The following is a 19,724-nucleotide window of genomic DNA, read 5'->3' on the forward strand; positions in this document are numbered from 1 at the left end:
GCGGCGTCATCGCCTCGGGCGAAAGGAATCAGAAAGGCTCACCTTCATTGTAAGTCGGGCAGTTCGAGAGGGCGTACGGATTTGCCCCCAGTTCCCCCATTTTTCTCAGAATTTCTTGAACTGCTTTCGGTTTCCCCAACCTCCCCGAGCTGAGACGACGTGCTCGCCTCCCTCCCCTGCAGAGCCGCTCACCATTACCCACAAGTTGGGGGGTGGCGATCTCTTGGCATTCTCGGTTCGTAAGAGAAGGATGTGGTCCGAACACGAACTCCGCTCCGTCCGCCTTGGTGATCGTCGTCTCAATCGTCGCCTTGCGATCCTCGTCGAGGCTCTCGCCGCGAGGCCGGAGGCCAGCGTCCCTCAGGCCACCGGCTCCTGGGCCGCCGCCAAGGCCGCTTACCGTTTCTGGGACAATGACCGGGTCTCCCCCGAGGCGATCTTGGCCGCTCATCGCGACAGCGTCCGCGACCGCCTGCCCGAGATCGGCCCGATCCTGGCCATCCAGGACACCACCGCACTGGACTGGACAACCCACCCCGCGACCTCCGGATTGGGTTATCTGGCGAACCGCCGCAAGGTCGGGCTGCTTGCCCACTCCGTCTTGGCTGCCGACCTCGACGGCGTCCCCCTCGGCCTGCTGCATCAACATGTCTGGGCAAGAGCCCCCGAGGGATTGGGGCATCGCGCGTTGCGCAACAAGTTGCCGACCAAGGCGAAGGAGACCCAGCGATGGATCGAGGCCTTGAGTGCCACCGAAGCCGCACTGCCCCCGGGGACGCTCGTGGTGACGGTGGCCGATCGCGAGGCCGACTTCTATGACCTCTTCGCCACCCCGCGGCGTGACGGCTCCCATCTGCTGATCCGCGCCAAGCCGCGTCGCCGCGTCCGGCATGCCGAGAAGCTGCTCGACCGGGCCTTACGGACCGAGCCCGCCCGGGGGTCGTTCGATGTCGAGATCCGTCGCGGTCCCGGCCGCCCGGCGCGGGTCGCGAGCCTGACCGCACGCTTCGCGGCGGTGTCCCTGGCGCCGCCCTTGACTCGCCGCATCGGCGAACGCCTCGCCGATCTCCGCGTGACGGCGATCCTGGCCGAGGAGGAGTCCCCTCCGGGGGGCGAGGAGCCAATCCGGTGGTGGCTGCTGACGACCCTGCCGGTCACGACCTTGGCGGAGGCCCAAAGGATGGTGCTCTGGTACTCACGACGCTGGCTCATCGAGCGTTATCACTCCGTGCTCAAGAGCGGTTGTCAGGTGGAGCGACTCCAGTTGGAGGATGCGTCTCGCCTACGTCGCGCTCTGGCTACCTATGCCGTGGTCGCCTGGCGGCTTTTATGGCTGACATGCCGGGCCCGACAAGCTCCCGAGGACGCCTGTGACACGGTGATCGCCGAAGCGTCGTGGCAGGTCTTGCACCGGGCGGTCGAGCGATCCGAACCGCCGGAAAGGGCTCCCGGATTGAGAGTAGCCGTTCGCCAATTGGCCCGGCTGGGAGGCTTCCTGGGTCGAGCACGCGACGGAGAGCCCGGCGTGACAACCCTCTGGCGCGGCCTCCGTCGACTCGACGACCTGACCCTGGGTTGGAATCTCGCCGAACAAGCGTCGCGGGCCAGTCCCCCAACTTGTGGGTAATGGTGAGCCCCTGCAGAGCCGAGGGAGAACAACACGCCTGGCCCCGCCTCGTGATCCCCTTGCTGCCCGATCGTTTTTCTCGTCAAACCCGGATTTTGTGACTGGCGCTCCCTGTTGCCACGATGATCTCAGGGTACGGCCTTCCGTCGGCCGCGGCGCGGGAGCCGCGCGCCGGGCCGAGTTCGATGAAGAAAAACACCACGCCTCACCCGCCCGTCGGCGGCCGGCGATCGCTTCGAGGTGACACCCATGAGCGCCCCCCACGACCCGATCCCTCACCCACACTCCCCCCGACGCTCCCCCGGCCCCCGATCCGCCGACGCCCTGAATCGGACCCGGCAGAACGCCCGCCGTCACGGCCTCACCGCCTCCTTGCCCGACACCGAGGCCGAGATCGCCCTGATGAACACCTTCTCCGAAACCTGGACCCGACAGCTCGGCTCCGACAACGACCCCGAGGAAGCCCTCATCCGCTCCGCCGCCCTCGCCTATGCCCGCCTCGAACGCTGCCGAAAGGCCGAGGAATCCGCCCTCGCCGATTCGACCCGCAAAGCCGTCGAACGCTGGCAAAAGGCCCGACGCCACGCCGTCCGCAAGCTCGCCCAGGCGCTTCCCCACGACCCGTCCAACACCGTGGCCGACCTCGAAACCTCCTCCTTCGGCTGCGATTGGCTCATCCGCCACTGGCTTCGCCTCGACGCAAAGCTCTGTCAAGGAATCACTTGGGATCGAGATGACATGGCCCGGTCCATGCGGTTGCTCGGCCTTCATCCCCAGGCCCCCGGCCCCGATGCCGACCCGGAACTCCGGCGCGTCTGGCACCTCGTCCGCTGCTGCTCCCGGCTCCCGGTCGAGCCGACCCCCGGCCTCCCGACCGACCTCCTCCCCGCCCTCGCCGAGCTTCGCCTCCTGATCGCCGATGAACTGGATCGCCTCGAAACCCTCCGAGACGACCTCTGGCAGCACCAGGATGCCGCCGAGGCCGCCGCCGAGGCTCAGCTCGGCCTCATCGACACCACCAAGGAAGGCCAGCTGCGCCAGCGCTACCGCCGCGAAGCCTTCTCCGAAATGATTCGGGGAATCAACCAGGTCATGCGCATCCGGGTCGAACGCTCGAAGGACCATGATCGCCAGTGGCACCAGGCCCACCCCCACCTCTCGACCCGGCGATCGCCGGCCCCCCCGCCGTCACGGAGTCCCGAGCCTCCCCGGATGCCAGTCGCCGACCCCGCCCGAGCCAACGCTCCCGACCCGCCGTCGGATCGCTCCCGAAACGAATCTCCCGAACCAGCCGATGCGACCGCTTCGGATCGCCTCAACCCTCAGTCAGATCAGGAAATCCGTCGCGATCCCTCCGCGGTTGAGCCTCGACTCGATCAGCGCACCGACCCGCGATCGACCGGGTCCGCACGCCCCTCGACCGACCCGATGGCTCCTCAAGATCCCCCGTTGCAGGCCCCTCATCGCCCCTCCCACGACGACGATCGCGGCTGATCGGCCCCGATCCCGCCTCGGTCCGCCCCGGCCGGCCCGCTCGATCGGGCTCAACCCCCGATCCTCCCGCCCTCGGTCCGCGCCGAAGGCCGCCCCCCCCGCTCCTCGCTCCTTGGCAATCCGACCTTCCAGGAACCCTCAGCCATAACCCCGAGTCCCCCAGGAACCGGATCGGATCAGCGATCCCGAATGTCTTCCGGTGGAGTTTGCCCGGCTCCGGGAGGGATCAGTTCGTCGAGCCAGATGGCCAGATGCGTCCGGATCGCCTCGGCGGTGGACCGATAGGTGGACAGGTCCGAGCCGACCGGGTCATCAATGTCGTACCCGTCCGGGTCGAGCAGGGCCGTGCGGTCGGCAGCCTCGGGCGCATGTTCAAGCAGAATCCGGAGATGCGACCGGGTCATGACCAGAATCCGATCGGCCGCCCGGACCAGCTCGGGCACGAGCATCCGGCTGGCGTGCCCTTCGAGCGATCCGCCAAACTTCCGGACGACCTCGACCGCGTTGGCCGCCGCGGGAGCCCCCTGCATGGCCGACAGCCCGGCCGAGAGGATCAGCCAGCCGTGCGCCTCCAGGTCCTCGGGATGGCACCCGAGCCGATCGGCCAGCATCGCCTTGAACAGGGCCTCCGCCATTGGACTCCGGCAGGTGTTGCCGGTGCAGACGAACAGAATGATGGTACTCGCCAGCCTCCCCAGGGTGCGATCGTCGAGCAGGCCATGCCGGACGACGGTCATCTGCCCCGCCTTGAAGGCCAGGATCGACAGGCCGTCCGGATCGTCGATCGCCCCGTCGTCGATGAGCAGATCGGCCCCTTTCGGCTCCAGCAGCCCCGCGACCGCCCGGACCGTTTCCCCCTGCGGGCCGATCGGCTGCCCCAGCACCAGAGGCCCGGCCAGCAATCGGGTCAGATGCTCCACAAACGCATGCTCCGGGCAGCATAAGGCGATGGTTGCGTCGGAGCCGACCAGTGCGGTTCGAGCACCTTCAGGAAGGCGATCGGCCAGACCGCTGCTCACCCCGTCGGCCAGTCGGAGCACCACCGGCCCCGGCCAGGCCCGCGAGGCGACCCGGCGGGCCTCGACCGGCGCTTCCGTGGCCCAGTCGGTCAGCTCTCCGGGACCTCGGACGCAGAGCCAGACCTCCCCGGTAGCCTCGGGATCGTGCTCGGCGAGCCGTTGCATGGCCGCGGCGACCCGAGCGACCGCCTCCGGCTTCAGGGCCGAGGCGGCCAGGGCATATCCGGTCTCGGTCGGGAGGGCGATCACCCCGCCCCTCGCCAGGGAGGCCACGGCTCGATGGACAACGTCCCTCGGATCATCCGCTCGAAACAGCTCGATGAGTTCAGGCGACGGGTTCGGATCGCTCATGGACCTTGGGCCTGGCCTCGGGTCTCGAAGCCCCCGGATCGCCACCAGAGTGAACCGAGGAAGTTGCTTACGCGAGCTATCGAGCTTACGGTCTGCCGCCAATCGCGGTCAATTCAGAACAGAAGCCGGAGGCCCGAAACCTCATGCAGCCTGGCATAGATCGCCCGCACCTGATCGGCCGACTGGACCGTGATGTCCAGCGTGACCGAGACGTGCCGCCCCCCCTTGGTGAACCGGACCGAATGATCGAGCTCTCCCGGGCCGGCCAGTTCCTCCTGCACTGCGGCCACCACCCGCGCCGGGAAATCCTCGTCGGACGATCCGATCGCCCGAATCTGGTAGCTTCCCGGAAACGGATGCACCGACTCCAGCAGATCAGCAGACGGGATATTGTTCGAAGACATCAGTGTTCCTTGATTCAAGGTGAGGCGTCGGACAGTTCCTCTTCATTGTTTCGCGACGCCACCCCCTCGGCAAGTCCAGGCCCGGTGTCCGAGCGGCGGAAGCACCGGGCCATCAGACGCGACTCAGGCCCCCGGAGCGCGGGTTGGATCGTCGGGCGAGGCGTGCACCGGCTCTCGGGCCGGGGCCGCCCCCGACCGTTGCGACGGCGTATGGCTGGCCTCGTCGTCCAGGTCCACCGACAGGGGAATCTCGTCCTCCAGGTGGTGATCCTCGCTGATCGAATGGCCAAGCCAGTCAAGCACATCCGCATAGATCGCGTACAGGCAGGGGACCAGCATCAGGACCACCATCGTACCGAAGGCCAGCCCAAACGCCAGACTTGTCGCCATGGGGATCAACACTTGAACTTGCAAGCTTTTCTCGGTCAACAGCGGCAGCAATGCCGCCACCGTCGTAAGGCTGGTCAGCAAGACCGGGCGGAACCGGTCCTTGCCCGCCTCGCGCAGGGCCACCCGAATCGGCTTGCCCGCGGCCACGTTGTTGTTGATGAAGTCGATCAACACAATCGAGTCGTTGATGATCACGCCCGAGAGTGCCACCAGCCCGAAGAAGCTGAACAGGGTCAGCGGCAGGCCCATCAAGAGGTGGCCCCAGATTGCCCCAACCAGACCGAAGGGAACAATCATGAGAATGAAAACCGGTTGCAGATACGACCGAAACTGCGTGGTCAAGAGCACGAACATGGCGAACAGGGCGATCACGAAGCCCACCACCAGGCTGCCAAACGACTCCTGCGTCTCCTGCTCCTGTCCTTCCCACCGAACCGTGACACCGGGGAACAGTTCCAAAAGCTCAGGAATGAACGTTTGTTGAAGATCCTGGGTAATCTCCCGGGCGTTGGCCACGGCCGAGTCGAGGTCGGCCGTCACGGTGATCGACCGTTGCTGATCGATCCGGTTGATTGCCGAGTAGCCCCGCTCAACCGTCACCGAGGCCAGTTCGTCCAGCGGAACCTCGCCCGCCTCGGGGGTCCGGATCCGAATCTCCCTCAGGTTGGCCAGGCTTTCGCGCTGCTCCGGGGGGTTCCGGACCATCAGCTTCACCTCGTGCCGACCACGTTGCAGCCGCATCACCTCCTCGCCGTAGAAGGCCGATCGAACCGTCAGGGCCAGGGCGTTCGTGTCGATCCCCAGGGCCTCGGCCGAGGGCTTCACCCGGAGCTGGATCTCCGGCTTCCCCGGCTTACTGTTGTCGGCAATGTCAAACACACCTTCATACGTCCCCAGGCGTTCCTTGCAGCGTTCGGCCAGGGTTTCGAGGGCGTCCATGTCCTCGCCTACGAGCTGGAACTCGATCGGCTTGCCTCCGGGGCCGGTGTTGCCGGCGCTGAACTTGGCCTCGTCGAAGCCGTGGACCCGCTTCAGCGAGGCGTCTCGCCAGCGGTTGACCAACTCGAAGCTGCTGATCGGCCGTTCCTCACCGCCGACCATCTCGGCGAAGACCATGCCCATGTTCGAGCCACTGCTCGACATCGAGGCTCCTGGTCCTCCTCCTCCGGTCTCCACATAGCCGATCGATCGACTGATGGCGCGGATCGGTGGCTGGCCGGATTCCTCGGCGATCTCGGTATGAAGCCGCTCGATCTCCTCGGCCATGCGTTGGGTCGCCTCGTCCACCACGCTCGCCGGGGTTCCGGCCGGGTAGGTCACCGTGGCCGTGATGTAGTTCGAATCGAAATCCGGGAAGACCACGAACGGCACCTTGCCACTCGCCACCAGGCCGAACGAGCCAACCAGGATCGCCAGCATTGCCGAGAGGAACACGACCGGAAAGCGGAGGAAGAACCGCAACGACGGCTCATACGTGCGTTCGATCACCCACTTCAAGGCCCGATCGACGGACGACCGCACCCCGTGATAGGCCGAGATTACCGGGTTTTCCAGCCGCATCGCTCGCGTTTCGGCCCGCCGACTGCGGAAGGCCCGCACCAGCCAGATCCAGGCAAAGAGCGGAGTCAAGAGCCAGACGACCACCCGGCCGATGACTCCCAGAATCGGCGCCCGACGGTGCGAAAGGTGATTCGGCAAGATCAACAAGCTCTCACCCAACGATCCCAGCAGCATCGAGCAGACGACGATCGGCATGATGAAGATCACCTTGCCCAGCACCCCCGCCACGAAAAACATGGGCATGAAGGCAAAGATCGTCGTCGTCACCGAGGCCATGACCGGACCCGAGACCTCAATGGTGCCGTCGATGGCCGATCGGACCGGAGACTTGCCCATCTCGCGATGGCGGTAGATGTTTTCACCCACCACGATGGCATCGTCGACCACGATCCCCAGCGCCATGAGGAACGCGAAGGTCGAGATCATGTTCAGCGTCACGCCGGTTCCGGCCATGACGATGAAGGCGAAGCCGATCGACACCGGAATCCCGAGCGCCACCCAGAGGGCCAGGCGAATCTCCAGGAACAGGGCCAGCACAATGAAGACCAGGGCCAGCCCTTGCAGGGCATTGCTCGTCAGGGTATCCAGACGCTCCGAGACGAGAATCGACTGATCGTCGAAGACCTCGGCCCGGTAGCCCGAGGGAAGCGTCAGATCGGCCACATACTTGCGAACGTCGGTGACGACCTCGATCAGGTCCTCGGTGCGGGTCTTCTGGACCATCATCACGATCGACGGCTGCTCTCCCTCGAAGGCCGGTGCCACATCCGGGTCGGCCAGGGGGGAGGGGAACCGCATCCAGCTTCGCTGAGCCGTATCGGTGAAGCCGTCGTGCACGGTCCCCAGATCCTTGACCCGCAAGACGGCGCCATCGGTTCGGCTCAGAAGGGGAAGCTCGGCGATCTCGTCGCCCGTCAACCGCTTGTTCTTGCCCCGGACGAGGAATTCGGACGACGGGGACCGGATTTCCCCAGCCGGCAACTCGATATTTTCCTGGCGAATGACCAGGCCGACCTGCTGAAGCGACAGGTTGTGCCGCCTCAAGGTTTCTTCAGGGATTTCAACGTCGATCTGATAATCGCGGACCGCAAGCATCTCGACCAGCGAGACCGACGGCAGGTCGAGCAGCTCGGTTCGGATCCGCTCGGCAAGATCGCGAAGTTGAAGATCCTCTCGAAGCCGCCAGGCACGCTGCCCCTCGGCGTCGAGTCCTTCGGGCATCGGCGCTCCGCCGAACAGGGCGACCCGGATCGCCGGCTGGCGGAAGGCCAGCAGCTTGACGTCCGGGTCCTCGGCCAGGAGCGGGAAGCTGGGGATCTGGTCCACCTCCGAGCGGATCTCGTTCAAGACCCGCTGGGGATCACGGATGTTGCCGTACATCTCAGCAACCACCGTCCCCACGCCCTCGGCGGCGGTGGAGGTGATCTTCTTGATGCCGTCGACCGCCCGGATCGCTTCCTCGATCTTCTGGCAAATCCCCTCTTCAACCTCGGCCGGACTCGCGCCGGGGTAGGGGACCGTGATGGTCACGATCTCCAACTGGAATTCGGGGAACAGCTCTTTCTTCAGGCCCAGGAGCGACAGCACCCCCACCAGGATGGCGGCCACCATGATCGTGTTGACGGCCGGCCCGTTTCGGACGACCCATTGAATGATCCCACTCACGAAAAGGGCTCCTTGGCAGGCGGGGGGAACGAAGGCACTGGCACGCCGAGGCACGGGCCGACGATCGTCAGCCGATGCGCCAATCATCACGAATGTCAGGGGAACTCGAACCGAAGCAACGCGGACCGATTGGTCGGTGCAAGGACGGGGCGAGGCCGCAGGCCGGGCGCCCCTCGCGTCAAGATTGGGTTATCGTGGTCGAGCAGCCGAAGTCGAGGCGACGGTCTCGTCGGGGACGCTGGGGGCCGAAGGATCGACGATGGCCACCTCCATGCCTGCGACGGGGGAATCGAGCGGAGAGATCACCAGCGGGGCACCGACCGGAATCGGGTCGCCGGGGCCGTCTCCTCGGATCACGACCACCTCGTCCAGGACCCGGACCGGATCCACCCGTCGGATCTCCAGTCGGCCGTCGTTCACAAGCCAGATCTCATTGTTTGGCCGGAAGGCAGCCCGGGGGATCGAGAGCAAGGGCACCCGCGTTTCGGTGCCAAACAGCGTGACGGAGACGAACATGCCGCGCCTCAGGCCGGCCGGGTTCGGGACCTCGACCCGACACGGAACGGTGCGGGTTCGTTCGTCGATGCCACCCCCTTCGAACCGAGAGAGCACCCCGGCCCAGTCGGTCGAGCGGCCGGCCAGGGTCCGAGAGACGATCGCTCGGGCTCGGGGGATGGCGTACGGGTCGTCGTTGGCCAGGGTCATCGGATCGTCGCCGCCAGCCAGCCAGAACAGGTCTTCCAGGCGAAGGCTGCAACGGACCTCCATCGTGGCACTGTCCTCAATCGTGACCAGGACCTCGCCCGGCCGGGCGTAGGCATCACGTTCGACGCGGACCTCGACGATTCGTCCGTCGATGGGAGCGGTGATCGTGGCTCGTTCCAGGTCGTAGGCAACCTGGTCGAGCTGGGCCTCGATCCGACGCATCTGGGCTTCCAGGCGGGCTCGTCGGCTGGAATAGGTGCGGCGATCGTTTTGCAACCGCTGCAAATTCTGGCGGGCGGTGAGCATCTGGGCATCGGCCGCATCACGCTCGGAGGCCGACGAGGCGCTGCGGGCGATCAACTGCTCGACCCGGATCTGCTCACGACGCCGAAGCTCGACTTCCTGCTCGGCCAGGGTGACCAGTTCCTCGGTGTTCTCGATTTCGATGTCGAGCTGTTCAAGGTCGGCGGCCACCTGGGCCAGCTCGGCCTCGAACGAGGCGCGCTGGATTTCGAGCGGCCGGGGGTCGAGCCGCAGGAGCAAGTCGCCGGCCTTGACCGATCGTCCGGCCCAGCAGGCCTCGGTGCGCTCGACGACCCTTCCCTGGACCTCGGCCGAAAGGGTGATCTCGCGCTTCGGGATGATCGTGCCGTTGACCTCGATGCCGAGGCCTTCATTCGAAGCATCGGTGGTCGGAACGACCTCGACCCGAGGCAGCTCCCGACCGCGTTCAACGCGCTGGGGAGGCTCCTTGGAGGCAACCAGGCCGGCAAAGACACCGACCCCGCCACCCAGGAGCAGGGCCGGCAGCAGCACGTTGCGGAAGAGCTTGGCCATCATCGAGATCGTCCTTCGCTGCCGCTCGGCAAGGCTTCGGATCGGCCCGTCGCCTCGCCAGCCCGGCCGCTGACCTTGATATTAATGTGCTCGAAGCCGGACCACGCGCCCGGATCGATAATGCGTTGGAGCATGGATTTGAGCTGCAATCTCTCCTGTTCGGAGAGCGGTGCCAGAACCTCGTTTTCCACGCCTTCCACGGTGTCATTCGCCCGTCGGAACAGATCCTGGCCCGATTCCGTGAGGTGGATGCGGTGGGCCCGTCGGTCGACCGGATCGGGCTGGCGCTGGACCAGATCCCGACGCTCCATTTCATCCAGCAATCCGACCATCGAGGTGCGATCGATACAGATCGACTCTCCCAGCCGCTGCTGGGCCACCGGGCCGAAGTGGTAGATCATGGCGAGGACCTGGACGTGCTTGAGCTGCACGCCCATGGGCTCCAGCTCCTCCTCGAACCGCGATCGGAGCCGGTGGGCAGCCATCGCCAGCAAGAAGCCGTATCGCTCCCGGGCCGATGTTTGCCGCGGATCGAGAGCGAGTCGCTCCTCAGTCGTGCCCAGTTCCTCGGTCCGATCGTTCATTGTGCTCCGATTGCAAGAGGGTCGCAGGCCGCCAAAAGTTCGCTGGTTTTCCCAGAATGTCTGAACGGTGGGGTCGAGAAGATCTTCAGTGGCGGCAACCGTCAGAAATGAGGATCGTCAGTCTTCCTGATAGTTTCTAGCCAAAACGGATTGCTCGTCAAGACAAATCGAGAGAAATGTATTCGGGGAGCGTGAGTGGGCAAGGGGAGCGTTGGGGTTGCTTCCGATCGGAGCCGGGGTCTGGTAGGGTATCGGGCCGTTGGGTGGACGAGCATCTTGACTTGAACCGCGAGCGCGAGAGGCGAGAACGATGGCTCTGGAGATCGCACCGGGCAAGACGACGATTGGATGGATCGGCACGGGGGTGATGGGGTCCTCGATGTGCGGGCACCTGATGAGTGCTGGGTACAAGGCGACCGTGTACAACCGGACGAAGGCCAAGTGCGCTCCGCTGGTGGAGAAGGGGGCGACCGAGGCGAGCACGCCGAAGGAGGTGGCAGCGGCCTCGGACGTGATCTTCACGATCGTCGGGTATCCGAAGGATGTGCGGGAAGTGATTCTGGGCGATTCGGGGGTGCTGGCCGGGGCGAAGCCGGGGAGCATCCTCGTCGATATGACGACCAGCGAGCCGAAGCTGGCCGAGGAGATCTTTGAAGCGGCGAAGGCCAAGGGGGTCCACGCGATCGACGCGCCGGTCTCGGGTGGCGACGTGGGGGCGAAGGAGGCGCGCCTGTCGATCATGATCGGCGGCGAGGAGGAGGCGGTGGCGACGGTCAAGCCCCTGTTTGAGATCATGGGCAAGACCATCGTGCATCAAGGCGGGCCGGGGGCCGGCCAGCACACGAAGATGGTCAATCAGATCCTCATCTCGACCGGGATGATCGGCGTGTGTGAGGCCTTGCTGTATGGCCACAAGGCGGGCCTGGACCTGGAGACGGTGCTTCAGAGCGTCGGCTCGGGGGCGGCGGGGTCGTGGAGCCTGAACAACCTGGGGCCAAGGATCATCAAGGGGAACTTTGATCCGGGCTTCTTTGTCGAGCACTTCATCAAAGACATGGGGATCGCCCTGGCCGAATCGCGCCGGATGGGCCTGTCGATGCCGGGCCTCGCCCTGGCCGAGCAGCTTTATCAGGCCGTGGCCGCGCAGGGGTACGCCCGGAATGGGACGCAAGCGTTGATGCTGGCCCTGGCGAAGCTGTCGAACGTGGACTGGACGGCGAAGGGTTGAACCGGGCGCTTCCGGGGACCAATCCGTCGGTGGGCCTGGAGTTGGAATGATTCCGGGCCGTGCCGGCGTGAACCCAGATGGCTCACGACCGGGATCGGCTCTCGGTCGGAGGGGGCTCGAAGGGATCGAGCCGCGCTTCAGTCTTTGGGAGACCAGAAGAGGCGGTCGAATCCCTCGACCTTGTGCCTTGGACCGAACCGAAGGCCCTCGGCGCGGAGGCGATCGAGCTGCTCGCGTCCCCTTGTCTCAAATCGGGTTTTGCTGATGGTTCCGCCGTCGGCCAGGACGCGATACCAGGGGATGGCGTCCTGCTCGTCGTCGGTGAGGGTGGCGAGGATGTAGGCGACGTGCCTTGCCATGACGTCGAGATGCCGGCCGATGGCCGCGAAAGTCGTGACCCGACCCTCCGGAATCGACCCGACAATCGCAAGCACGTCGTTCTTGATCCGCATGAACGCGGGGGATCGCGGCATTGGGAGACTCCCCTTGGACCGCTCGGACGACCAGATCACCTGTCTGAAAATCAAGTCAAGACAAATTCACTTCTTGGTGTTATGTCGAATGAGGAGCGATCGGCCGGCGGCGATCGGAAGGGACGCAAGGCAGAGCCCGAGGCAGGCGGTAGGGAGCCAGTCGCCGGTCTTCATGTAAACACTGGTGCGAGGATCGAGAGGGACCTCGACGGTGAGGACCCCTTCGGCAGCGTTCGGAAGGGAGTCGCGGGAGGGGGGATCGAGCGAGGCGAGGACGGTGCCGTTGCCGTCGATGAGGGCGGAGGTGCCGGTGTTGACGCTCCGGGCGACGGGCATCCGCAGCTCGACGGCGCGGAGGATGCTGCTGGCCAGGTGGAGCTGGTGGGCGGCGGTGCCGCGGAACCAGCCGTCGTTGGAGAGGTTCAGGAGGATGTCGGTCGGGTGGCCGTTGGGGGCAGCGGCAAGGCGTCGAGCGACATGGGGGACGCTGTCCTCGAAGCAAATGGGGGTGCCGAGCCGCCAGGGGCCAAGGCTGAGGGTCGAGGGTTTGAGGCCGGGGTCGAGGCTGGGCATGTGGTCGGCGCTGAAGGGGGTGAGCGCCAGGACCCAGGGGATGGTTTTGACCCAGGGGATGTACTCGCCAAACGGGACAAGATGGATCTTGTGATAGGTCTGGGTCTGGGTGGTCCCTGGTTGGAGCAACAGGGCCGTATTGTAGTGGGCGAGACCGCCGGGTCGGAAGAAATAGGAGTTGATGCCCACGATCAAGGGGGTGTTGATGCGGTTGGACCATTCGTGGAGCATCGTGCGGACCTCGCCGCCGACCTCGGCCCAGCGGTCGGGGTCGGAGCCGGGGGAGTAGCGGGCGAGCTGAGCGTGGTATTCGGGTTTGGGAAGTGAGGGGTCGATGTCGATCCAGCCGTAGGGGAACATGGTTTCGGGCAGGACGATCAGGTCGGGCTGCTCGGTCGTGGCCTGGCCGACGAGGCGGGCGAAACGGGCAAGGACCTCGGCCGGGTCGGGTCCACCGCCGAAGACCTGCGGGATGTCGGACTGGATGAGGGCGAGCTTGGGGCCGGGCTGAAAGTCGGCCTGATCGCGTCGGACGCTGCCGTAGATGAGGCTGCCGCCGAGGGCAACGACAACCAGGGCCGTACGAATCACCTGCCCGATGGCGGGGCGGCGGCCCGAGGGGGTTTGGACCCATCGAGGGCGTTCGATCAGTTCGAGAAGCCAGGCGTTGACGAGCATGACCAGGAGGCTGAGGCCCCAGGCTCCGGTGAGGTCGGCGACCTGAATCAAAGGGGTGAGCGAGGCGGTGCTGTGGCTAAGGAAGAACCACTGGAAGCCGTTGAGCGGATAGAGACCACGAACGAATTCGACCGCGATCCAGGCGGCCGGGGCGGAGAGCATCAAGGGGATGCCAAGCCGACGGACCATCACCCGCATGAGGCCGATGGTGACCGGCCACCAGAGGGAAAGGACCAGGGCCAGGGCAAGCCAGCCGGGCCAGGCCGATTCGTCGGAGGCGCGGACCCACTCGACGGCGAGGAGCCAGAAGGTCAGGCCGCCGACCCAGGAGCCGAGGTAGACCGATTTGGCCGGGCGATCGGAACGGACGAGCCGGAGGACGGGGACGAGGGCGACCCAGGCGAGCCACCAGGCGGCGGTCGGCTCGAAGGCGAGGGCCATCAGGAGGCCGGAGAGGCCCCCGAGCAGGCTTGGATGCGGGTCGAAACGTGCGTTGGCCGATCGAGGCGCCGGGACGGTTTGGGACGCGGGTTCGGCGGCGGTCGGCTGCGACATGAGATCCCCGCGCCGGTCAATCGGCCGGCGCCTCCGTGGCGGTTCAAGGCGATTTCGGGAGTGGTGATCTCCCGAGCGATGGTTGGTCCGTCGGGGACATCAAACCGAAAATGCCCCCGTTTGAGGATACGAATTCCAGGACCAAAAGGTTGGGCGCGGCTTGAACAGGTGGGTTTCGGACGGAGGCGATTGGGGCGAGAATCACAAACTGGAACGGGCAGCGGGCTTTGCGACGTGGTGCGGAGCAGTGAAGAAATGCTGCCCTGCAGGCAGGTTCAAGAACCAGGGAGGCGACATCGTGCCGGAGCCTCGATCGAAACGGATTGTGCTGACGGGTGCTACCCGGGGACTCGGCCGGGCCATGGCCGAGGGCTTTATCGGGCGGGGTCATTCGGTGGCCGGATGCGGCCGATCGGCCGATCGTGTGGCCGAGCTTGCGAAGACGTTCGGGCCTTCGCATCAGTTTTCGGTGGTGGATGTGAGCGATCAGGATGCCGTGAACACCTGGGCCGCGACCGTGATGGAAACCTTCGGCGTGCCTGATTTGTTGATCAACAACGCAGCAATCATCAATCAGAATGCACCCTTGTGGAAGGTGCCGGTGGAGGAATTCAATCGTGTGGTAGACGTGAACATCAAGGGGATTGCCAACGTGATTCGAGCGTTTGCCCCTGCGATGGTGGACCGCGGGTCGGGGGTGTTCGTGAACTTCAGTTCGTACTGGGGGCGATCGACTTCGGCCGAGGTGGCGCCGTACTGTGCGTCGAAGTTTGCCGTTGAGGGCTTGACGCAGGCGATGGCGCAGGAGCTGCCCCAGGGAATGGCGGCGGTGGCGTTCAATCCGGGGGTGATTGATACAGAGATGCTTCGCTCGACGTTTGGAAGCTCGGCCGGGAATTATCTGTCGCCGGATCGCTGGGCCGAGTCGGCGGTGCCGTACCTGCTGGCACTGGGAGCGTCGCAGAATGGGACGTCTGTGACCGCGCCGGGACAGTAACGGGCAGGGGTTGGTTGGACTGGTGCTCTGAGGTCGGTGCGGGAATCGACCCGCACCGACCTCACCAGAAACCTTCACAATCACGGTCCAAAGGGATCACATTCTGTCCAAAGGGATCACAATCAAGCCAGAACGCTTCACACACGGCACACGCGCTCACACACCGAGATGGGGGGGGCGACCGGGAAGGTAATCGGCGCGATCGAAGCGATGAGGCTTCGATCGGGCCTGTGAGACCCGGTCGGCGTTCTTACGATCCATCCAGGTGATTCGGGGGAGTTCGGTGTTCCTGGAAGGAGGACGGATCGGGGGCGAGCCGATTCGGGTCGTACGCGGTGAGCACGAACGTCTCTCCGGATTTGGCCTCGAAGCGCTCGCGGTAGAGGATCTGGTCGGCTCGGGTCATCACCATCTCATATGGGCCTGGGTTCAAGTACAAGAGGATTGGTTCATGAGATTGTTGGTCAATTTGACACGTGTGGCCGCCCACAGAAACCTCCACGTTCGACTCCGTGACATGAAGGACGAGCTCGCAGGGTGATCCGGCTCGACCGGCGATCCAGAGGAGCATTGTCAGACCCATGACGGACCCGACGCTATACTGAGCAATTCGAGCGAGTATGGTAGACTGGACGAACGAGGGAATTAGATAGGTAATCGACACAGTTTCATTCCTCGCTTTCGGGTCACGTGGATTCCCAGTCCAGCAGAGGTTGCCCGTTACGGCTCAGCGTGCAGGCTCAAGGTTCAGGTCAAGGGGATTAGGTCTGATCGAGGGGCACTTCCTCAGCTTTGACAGTTACCCGGTGATCATGGTTCGAGTCGATCCTGAGCGGCGCTGATCGACGCATCGGCGCAAAGTTATCCACTTAAGAGCTATCTGACCGAAATCAGCAAAAGGTTACAGATTTTTTTTATTCAACACGGCCCTCCCGTCAATCGAGGGCCGATGGTCCCGCAGTCTTGGTCGATGATGAAGCGTGATCCGCTGTTGTGTCCTCCTGTATTGCTGAAAGCGGTGTGGTTGGTCTCCTGGGAAATCGCCCTGTCGTTCCTGAGCGCTTCCGAGGGGCTCCCATCCTGACCAATGAGGAACAGGGAGATTTTCATGTGGGTTGCAGAGACGAGGGACCTGAGGTCCTGGGAGTTTGGTGACAAAGCGGGGGGACGACGGGTCGAGGCTGGTGAGTCGACTTCAAGGAGTCGCGTAGCGATCTCGTTTTGGAGAACCTGAAGTTCGGCAAGCCAGGGCTCACTCTTGTCCAGAAAGGAGCGTTCGTAGCTGGCACGAGCGGCTTCGACATCTCCTGCGTGGAGTTGCAATTGCGCAAGGGCGCACCAGTAAAATCCGAAGCCGCCGATGAAGTCGGGGTGATCGGCCGAAGCCTGGATGGCTTCGAGGGCGAGTTCGAACTGACCGGCGCGGTGAAGGACCAGGGCGAGCGCAGACCAGGCCTTGGGGCTTCCCAAGATCGTCACCGCCTCCTGGGCTGCTCGGGTCGCCAGATCGGAGTCAACGGGGACCGAGGCAGGGAGGGTGGCGAGGTAGATGGCCAGGTGTTCGAGCCGGATACAGCGGCGGGATTGCTGATAGGCGTCAGAGGGAATGGGGGTCGCCAGGAGATCCCGGAGCCATCGCTCGGAGACCTCGCGGATGGTCTCGAATTGACCAAGTGCGCGGCAGGTGCCCAGGTAGTGATTCAAGGCGCTGCTGGTCTGAATGTGGGTCGATCCGAAGAGGCGGCGATGGGCTTCGGCAACCTGTGCGTACAGGAGGATCGCCTCTTCGTTTTGTTGGCGTCGCTGGAGTGTGGTTGCGAGGAACTTGCGGGAGGCGAGGGTTGCGGGATGATCGGCACCGAGGACGCGATCGCGCCCGGCGACGGCCTGTCGGAGGACACGCTCCGAGTTGACATGGTCTGCCTTGCAATACAGAACCCGTCCGAGGACGTGAAGCGTCTCCAATGTCTCCGGGTGGTCGGGGCCGAGAAGTCGAGTCTGGCCCTGATAAGCATCTTCGAGCAGGGTTTGTGCTTCCCCCATGGGGACTGTCCCCAGCGTGCGAAGGACCTCATCGGAGAGACTGAGGTTTGGAGCTTTTCTGAATCGCTCAAGCAAGGCCTTGTTGAACTTGACCTGGAGGACGTGACCGAGGGTGGTCATTGAGTCGAGGGTCTGGCGGTCGTTGGGGCCAAGGACGCGGCGACGGGTTTCCATCACTCGACGGGCGATCGGTTCGGCTTCGTCGGGGATGGCGACCAGTCCCAGAGCGTCGGGACACAGCGCGCGGACGACCATTGCCTCGGCCGTAAGAGTTTGGGGGTGGTCGGGGCCGAGGTGCTCGGCTCGCAGGGCGGCGGCGAGGCGGAACTGAGGGGCGGCGTCCTCGTAGCGGCCGAGATCGTAGTAGGCTCGACCGAGGGCGATCCGGGCGGAGGCCTCGGCGGTAGGGTGGTGGCCGAAGCGCGCGGGAATGGCCGCTTCTCCTGCGACGAAGATGTCTTGAAGTGTGGGAGTCTTGCCCTGGAGCCGTTCGGGAGCGGCGGCGCCGAAGACGTCATTGACGAGGTACTCGACGACCAGGCTGGTTTCCTCGGCACTGGCGGCGGCCTGGGCCTCGGCCCGGGTGGCGCGGTGGGCCTGGAGCAGGCTCAGGACAGTGGCCGTGACGAGAACCAGAACGATGAGGACGGTCGAGGTGAGGATTGCACGGTTGCGGGAGGCGAACTTTTGGAATTGGTAAGCGGCCGACGGCGGTCGGGCGAGGACGGGCTCGTTGTTCAGGTGTCGGCGGAGCTCAGCGGCGAGGGCGTTGGCGGTCTCGTAGCGGCGGTCGCGTTTCTTTTCGAGGCATTTCATGACGATCCAGTCGAGGTCGCCCCGGACGGCCACGAGAATGCGGCGGGGGTCGGCCCCTCGGGAGGCCGAGATGGTGGAGAGCGATTTCCCAAGGCCGCTGAGCCGAGTGCTCGGGGTGACGGCTTCACGATCGTGGATGAGTCGTCGGATCTGGTCGAGCGGGGCCCGCTGAAATTCCTCGCGCTGGATTGGGGTCGAGCCGGTCAGGAGTTCGTAGAGGAGGACGCCGAGGCTGTAAATGTCGCTGCGGGTGTCGATGTCGAGGCCGGAGAACTCAGCCTGCTCAGGGCTCATGTACTGAGGGGTGCCGACGAGCTGGGCGAAGCCGGTGAACAGGGTCTTGTCGGTGAGGCTCTGGCTGGTAGCCTTGGCAATGCCGAAGTCGATGACCTTGGGGACCGGCTCGCCGTCGTGGAGCGTAACCAGGATGTTCGAGGGTTTGAGGTCTCGGTGGATGATCCCTTTTTGATGGGCGTGCTGCACCGCCTGGCAGACCCGGACGAACAGGTCGAGGCGTTCCTGGATGTCGAGGCGGTGGCGGTCGCAGAATTCGGTGATCGGGAGGCCCTTGACCAGTTCCATGACGAAATAGGGGCGGCCTGAGTCGTTCGTGCCGGCGTCGAGGACCCGGGCAATGTTCGGGTGGTCCATCAGTGCCAGGGCCTGTCGTTCGGCCTCGAAGCGGGCGATGACCTGCTTGGTGTCCATGCCCGGCTTGATGACCTTCAGGGCGACTCGGCGGCGGACCGGCCGTTCTTGATCGGCCATGTAGACGGTGCCCATTCCCCCCTCGCCGATCGGTTCCAGGAGCGTGTAAGGGCCGATCACTGTGCCGATCGCCTCGATTGAGGGTTCGGCCAGGGGGCCTCCCGCCTCGGTTGAGAGGAGATGGGCGGGATCATCGTCGAGGAAGTCGCCCGCCTTGCGATGCGACTGAAGCAGGGATTCGACTCTGGCCCTCAACGCGACGTTCCTCTGACAGGCCTGGTCGAGGAATGCGCGCTGGGCGTCGGGGTCCTCAAAGTCGAGAGCCTCCATGAAGATGGTGCGCTCGCTCATCGCCGCAGCCCTCCCGAAACAGGTCTGGCGGGCCATCCGCCCGAGAGTTCATGCGATTCTTGGGGGTGGATCACGTCACCGAATTGGAAAAAAATTCCGGACGGTGAGTTACTCCTCGCTCAGTTTGTGGTGAAGCCAGGCGCGTGCGTAGGCCCAGTGGCGGTCGACCGTGCGGGGAGCGATCTCAAGAACCTGGGCGATCTCGACGATGGTGAGGCCGACAAAATAGCGAAGCTTCACCACCTCAACCGAGGTTGGGTCGTGCTGGGCAAGTGCGTTGAGGGCGTCGTCGAGGGCGGCCAGATCGGGGCCTGGCGAGGCGATGGAGTCGATGGCGACCTCGAAATCGAGTCGCTGATGGTCGCCGCCGTGTCGGAGACGGCACTTCCGGCGGTAGCGATCGACGAGGATACGACGCATGGCCTCCGCGGCGGCCTTGAAGAAGTGACCCCGGCCATCCCACTCGATGGGTGAGGAAGGATCGATCAGCCGGAGGTAGGCCTCGTGCACGAGCGCCGTGGCTTGCAGCGTCTGTCCGGGGCGTTCACGGGCCAGATGCGTGGCTGCGAGCGTGCGCAACTCGTCGTAAACGAGCGGGAGCAATTGCTCGGAAGCGAGTGGGTCTCCCTGCTCAATTGCCGAGAGGATTTGTGTAAGATCGTTCAT

At 64.8% G+C, this 19,724-nt stretch carries 14 protein-coding genes; 4 read left to right on the forward strand and 10 right to left on the reverse strand.

Annotation, left to right across the window (positions count from 1 at the left end; genetic code table 11):
• The first annotated feature begins 250 nt into the window (after nucleotides 1–250).
• Nucleotides 251–1,627 (forward strand): IS4 family transposase, encoded by a 1,377-nt coding sequence (locus tag HG800_RS14045; RefSeq protein WP_169977265.1) that lies wholly within the window; start codon nucleotides 251–253, stop codon nucleotides 1,625–1,627.
• A 249-nt stretch (nucleotides 1,628–1,876) separates the two neighbouring features.
• Nucleotides 1,877–3,121, forward strand: coding sequence for a hypothetical protein (locus HG800_RS14050; protein ID WP_169977266.1), 1,245 nt, complete (start codon nucleotides 1,877–1,879; stop codon nucleotides 3,119–3,121).
• 176 nt (nucleotides 3,122–3,297) lie between these two features.
• Here the strand turns inward: HG800_RS14050 and HG800_RS14055 are convergent, their stop codons facing one another.
• The 5 genes from HG800_RS14055 to HG800_RS14075 form a co-directional block, all read right to left on the reverse strand.
• Nucleotides 3,298–4,491, reverse strand: coding sequence for an arsenate reductase/protein-tyrosine-phosphatase family protein (locus HG800_RS14055; protein WP_169977267.1), 1,194 nt, complete (start codon nucleotides 4,489–4,491; stop codon nucleotides 3,298–3,300).
• 113 nt (nucleotides 4,492–4,604) lie between these two features.
• Nucleotides 4,605–4,895 (reverse strand): YbeD family protein, encoded by a 291-nt coding sequence (locus HG800_RS14060; protein WP_169977268.1) that lies wholly within the window; start codon nucleotides 4,893–4,895, stop codon nucleotides 4,605–4,607.
• Between the two features lie 123 nt (nucleotides 4,896–5,018).
• Nucleotides 5,019–8,510 (reverse strand): efflux RND transporter permease subunit, encoded by a 3,492-nt coding sequence (locus HG800_RS14065; RefSeq protein ID WP_169977269.1) that lies wholly within the window; start codon nucleotides 8,508–8,510, stop codon nucleotides 5,019–5,021.
• Nucleotides 8,511–8,699: 189 nt separating this feature from the next.
• Entirely contained in the window at nucleotides 8,700–10,055 is a 1,356-nt protein-coding gene (locus tag HG800_RS14070; protein WP_169977270.1) for an efflux RND transporter periplasmic adaptor subunit, read from the reverse strand.
• Entirely contained in the window at nucleotides 10,052–10,636 is a 585-nt protein-coding gene (locus HG800_RS14075; RefSeq protein ID WP_169977271.1) for a MarR family winged helix-turn-helix transcriptional regulator, read from the reverse strand. Before HG800_RS14075 ends, HG800_RS14070 begins: the two co-directional genes overlap by 4 nt.
• 310 nt (nucleotides 10,637–10,946) lie before the next feature.
• On the opposite strand from HG800_RS14075, the gene HG800_RS14080 reads away from it, so the two are divergent.
• Nucleotides 10,947–11,864: an NAD(P)-dependent oxidoreductase gene (locus HG800_RS14080; protein WP_169977272.1), complete on the forward strand. Its 918-nt coding sequence runs from the start codon at nucleotides 10,947–10,949 to the stop codon at nucleotides 11,862–11,864.
• Nucleotides 11,865–12,001: 137 nt separating this feature from the next.
• Here HG800_RS14080 and HG800_RS14085 read toward each other — a convergent pair whose 3' ends face one another.
• Entirely contained in the window at nucleotides 12,002–12,337 is a 336-nt protein-coding gene (locus HG800_RS14085) for an MGMT family protein (protein ID WP_169977273.1), read from the reverse strand.
• A gap of 66 nt (nucleotides 12,338–12,403) precedes the next feature.
• Nucleotides 12,404–14,143: an apolipoprotein N-acyltransferase gene (lnt, locus tag HG800_RS14090; RefSeq protein ID WP_169977274.1), complete on the reverse strand. Its 1,740-nt coding sequence runs from the start codon at nucleotides 14,141–14,143 to the stop codon at nucleotides 12,404–12,406.
• A gap of 298 nt (nucleotides 14,144–14,441) precedes the next feature.
• Between lnt and HG800_RS14095 the strand changes: the two genes are divergently transcribed.
• Entirely contained in the window at nucleotides 14,442–15,140 is a 699-nt protein-coding gene (locus HG800_RS14095; protein WP_315852040.1) for an SDR family oxidoreductase, read from the forward strand.
• Between the two features lie 250 nt (nucleotides 15,141–15,390).
• Here the strand turns inward: HG800_RS14095 and HG800_RS14100 are convergent, their stop codons facing one another.
• The 3 genes from HG800_RS14100 to HG800_RS14110 all read right to left on the reverse strand — a co-directional run bounded on the left by HG800_RS14100 (nucleotide 15,391) and on the right by HG800_RS14110 (nucleotide 19,724).
• Nucleotides 15,391–15,546: a hypothetical protein gene (locus HG800_RS14100; RefSeq protein ID WP_169977275.1), complete on the reverse strand. Its 156-nt coding sequence runs from the start codon at nucleotides 15,544–15,546 to the stop codon at nucleotides 15,391–15,393.
• A 512-nt stretch (nucleotides 15,547–16,058) separates the two neighbouring features.
• The gene (locus tag HG800_RS14105) at nucleotides 16,059–19,058 is read right to left on the reverse strand and encodes a protein kinase domain-containing protein (RefSeq protein ID WP_235963689.1); all 3,000 of its coding nucleotides are present in this window, start codon (nucleotides 19,056–19,058) and stop codon (nucleotides 16,059–16,061) included.
• 108 nt (nucleotides 19,059–19,166) lie between these two features.
• Complete coding sequence (locus HG800_RS14110) at nucleotides 19,167–19,724, reverse strand: sigma-70 family RNA polymerase sigma factor (protein ID WP_169977277.1); 558 nt, start codon at nucleotides 19,722–19,724, stop codon at nucleotides 19,167–19,169.

This window comes from Tautonia rosea (assembly GCF_012958305.1).
In the GTDB taxonomy this organism is placed as follows: Bacteria; Planctomycetota; Planctomycetia; order Isosphaerales; family Isosphaeraceae; genus Tautonia; species Tautonia rosea.

What these genes read in the sequence shown, in the direction of transcription:
- HG800_RS14045 (WP_169977265.1), top strand. Translation starts at nt 251, where the DNA reads ATGTGGTCCGAACACGAACTCCGCTCCGTCCGCCTTGGTGATCGTCGT.
- HG800_RS14050 (WP_169977266.1), top strand. Translation starts at nt 1,877, where the DNA reads ATGAGCGCCCCCCACGACCCGATCCCTCACCCACACTCCCCCCGACGC.
- HG800_RS14055 (WP_169977267.1), bottom strand. Translation starts at nt 4,491, where the DNA reads ATGAGCGATCCGAACCCGTCGCCTGAACTCATCGAGCTGTTTCGAGCG.
- HG800_RS14060 (WP_169977268.1), bottom strand. Translation starts at nt 4,895, where the DNA reads ATGTCTTCGAACAATATCCCGTCTGCTGATCTGCTGGAGTCGGTGCAT.
- HG800_RS14070 (WP_169977270.1), bottom strand. Translation starts at nt 10,055, where the DNA reads ATGATGGCCAAGCTCTTCCGCAACGTGCTGCTGCCGGCCCTGCTCCTG.
- HG800_RS14075 (WP_169977271.1), bottom strand. Translation starts at nt 10,636, where the DNA reads ATGAACGATCGGACCGAGGAACTGGGCACGACTGAGGAGCGACTCGCT.
- HG800_RS14080 (WP_169977272.1), top strand. Translation starts at nt 10,947, where the DNA reads ATGGCTCTGGAGATCGCACCGGGCAAGACGACGATTGGATGGATCGGC.
- HG800_RS14085 (WP_169977273.1), bottom strand. Translation starts at nt 12,337, where the DNA reads ATGCCGCGATCCCCCGCGTTCATGCGGATCAAGAACGACGTGCTTGCG.
- lnt (WP_169977274.1), bottom strand. Translation starts at nt 14,143, where the DNA reads ATGTCGCAGCCGACCGCCGCCGAACCCGCGTCCCAAACCGTCCCGGCG.
- HG800_RS14100 (WP_169977275.1), bottom strand. Translation starts at nt 15,546, where the DNA reads ATGACCCGAGCCGACCAGATCCTCTACCGCGAGCGCTTCGAGGCCAAA.
- HG800_RS14105 (WP_235963689.1), bottom strand. Translation starts at nt 19,058, where the DNA reads ATGAGCGAGCGCACCATCTTCATGGAGGCTCTCGACTTTGAGGACCCC.
- HG800_RS14110 (WP_169977277.1), bottom strand. Translation starts at nt 19,724, where the DNA reads ATGAACGATCTTACACAAATCCTCTCGGCAATTGAGCAGGGAGACCCA.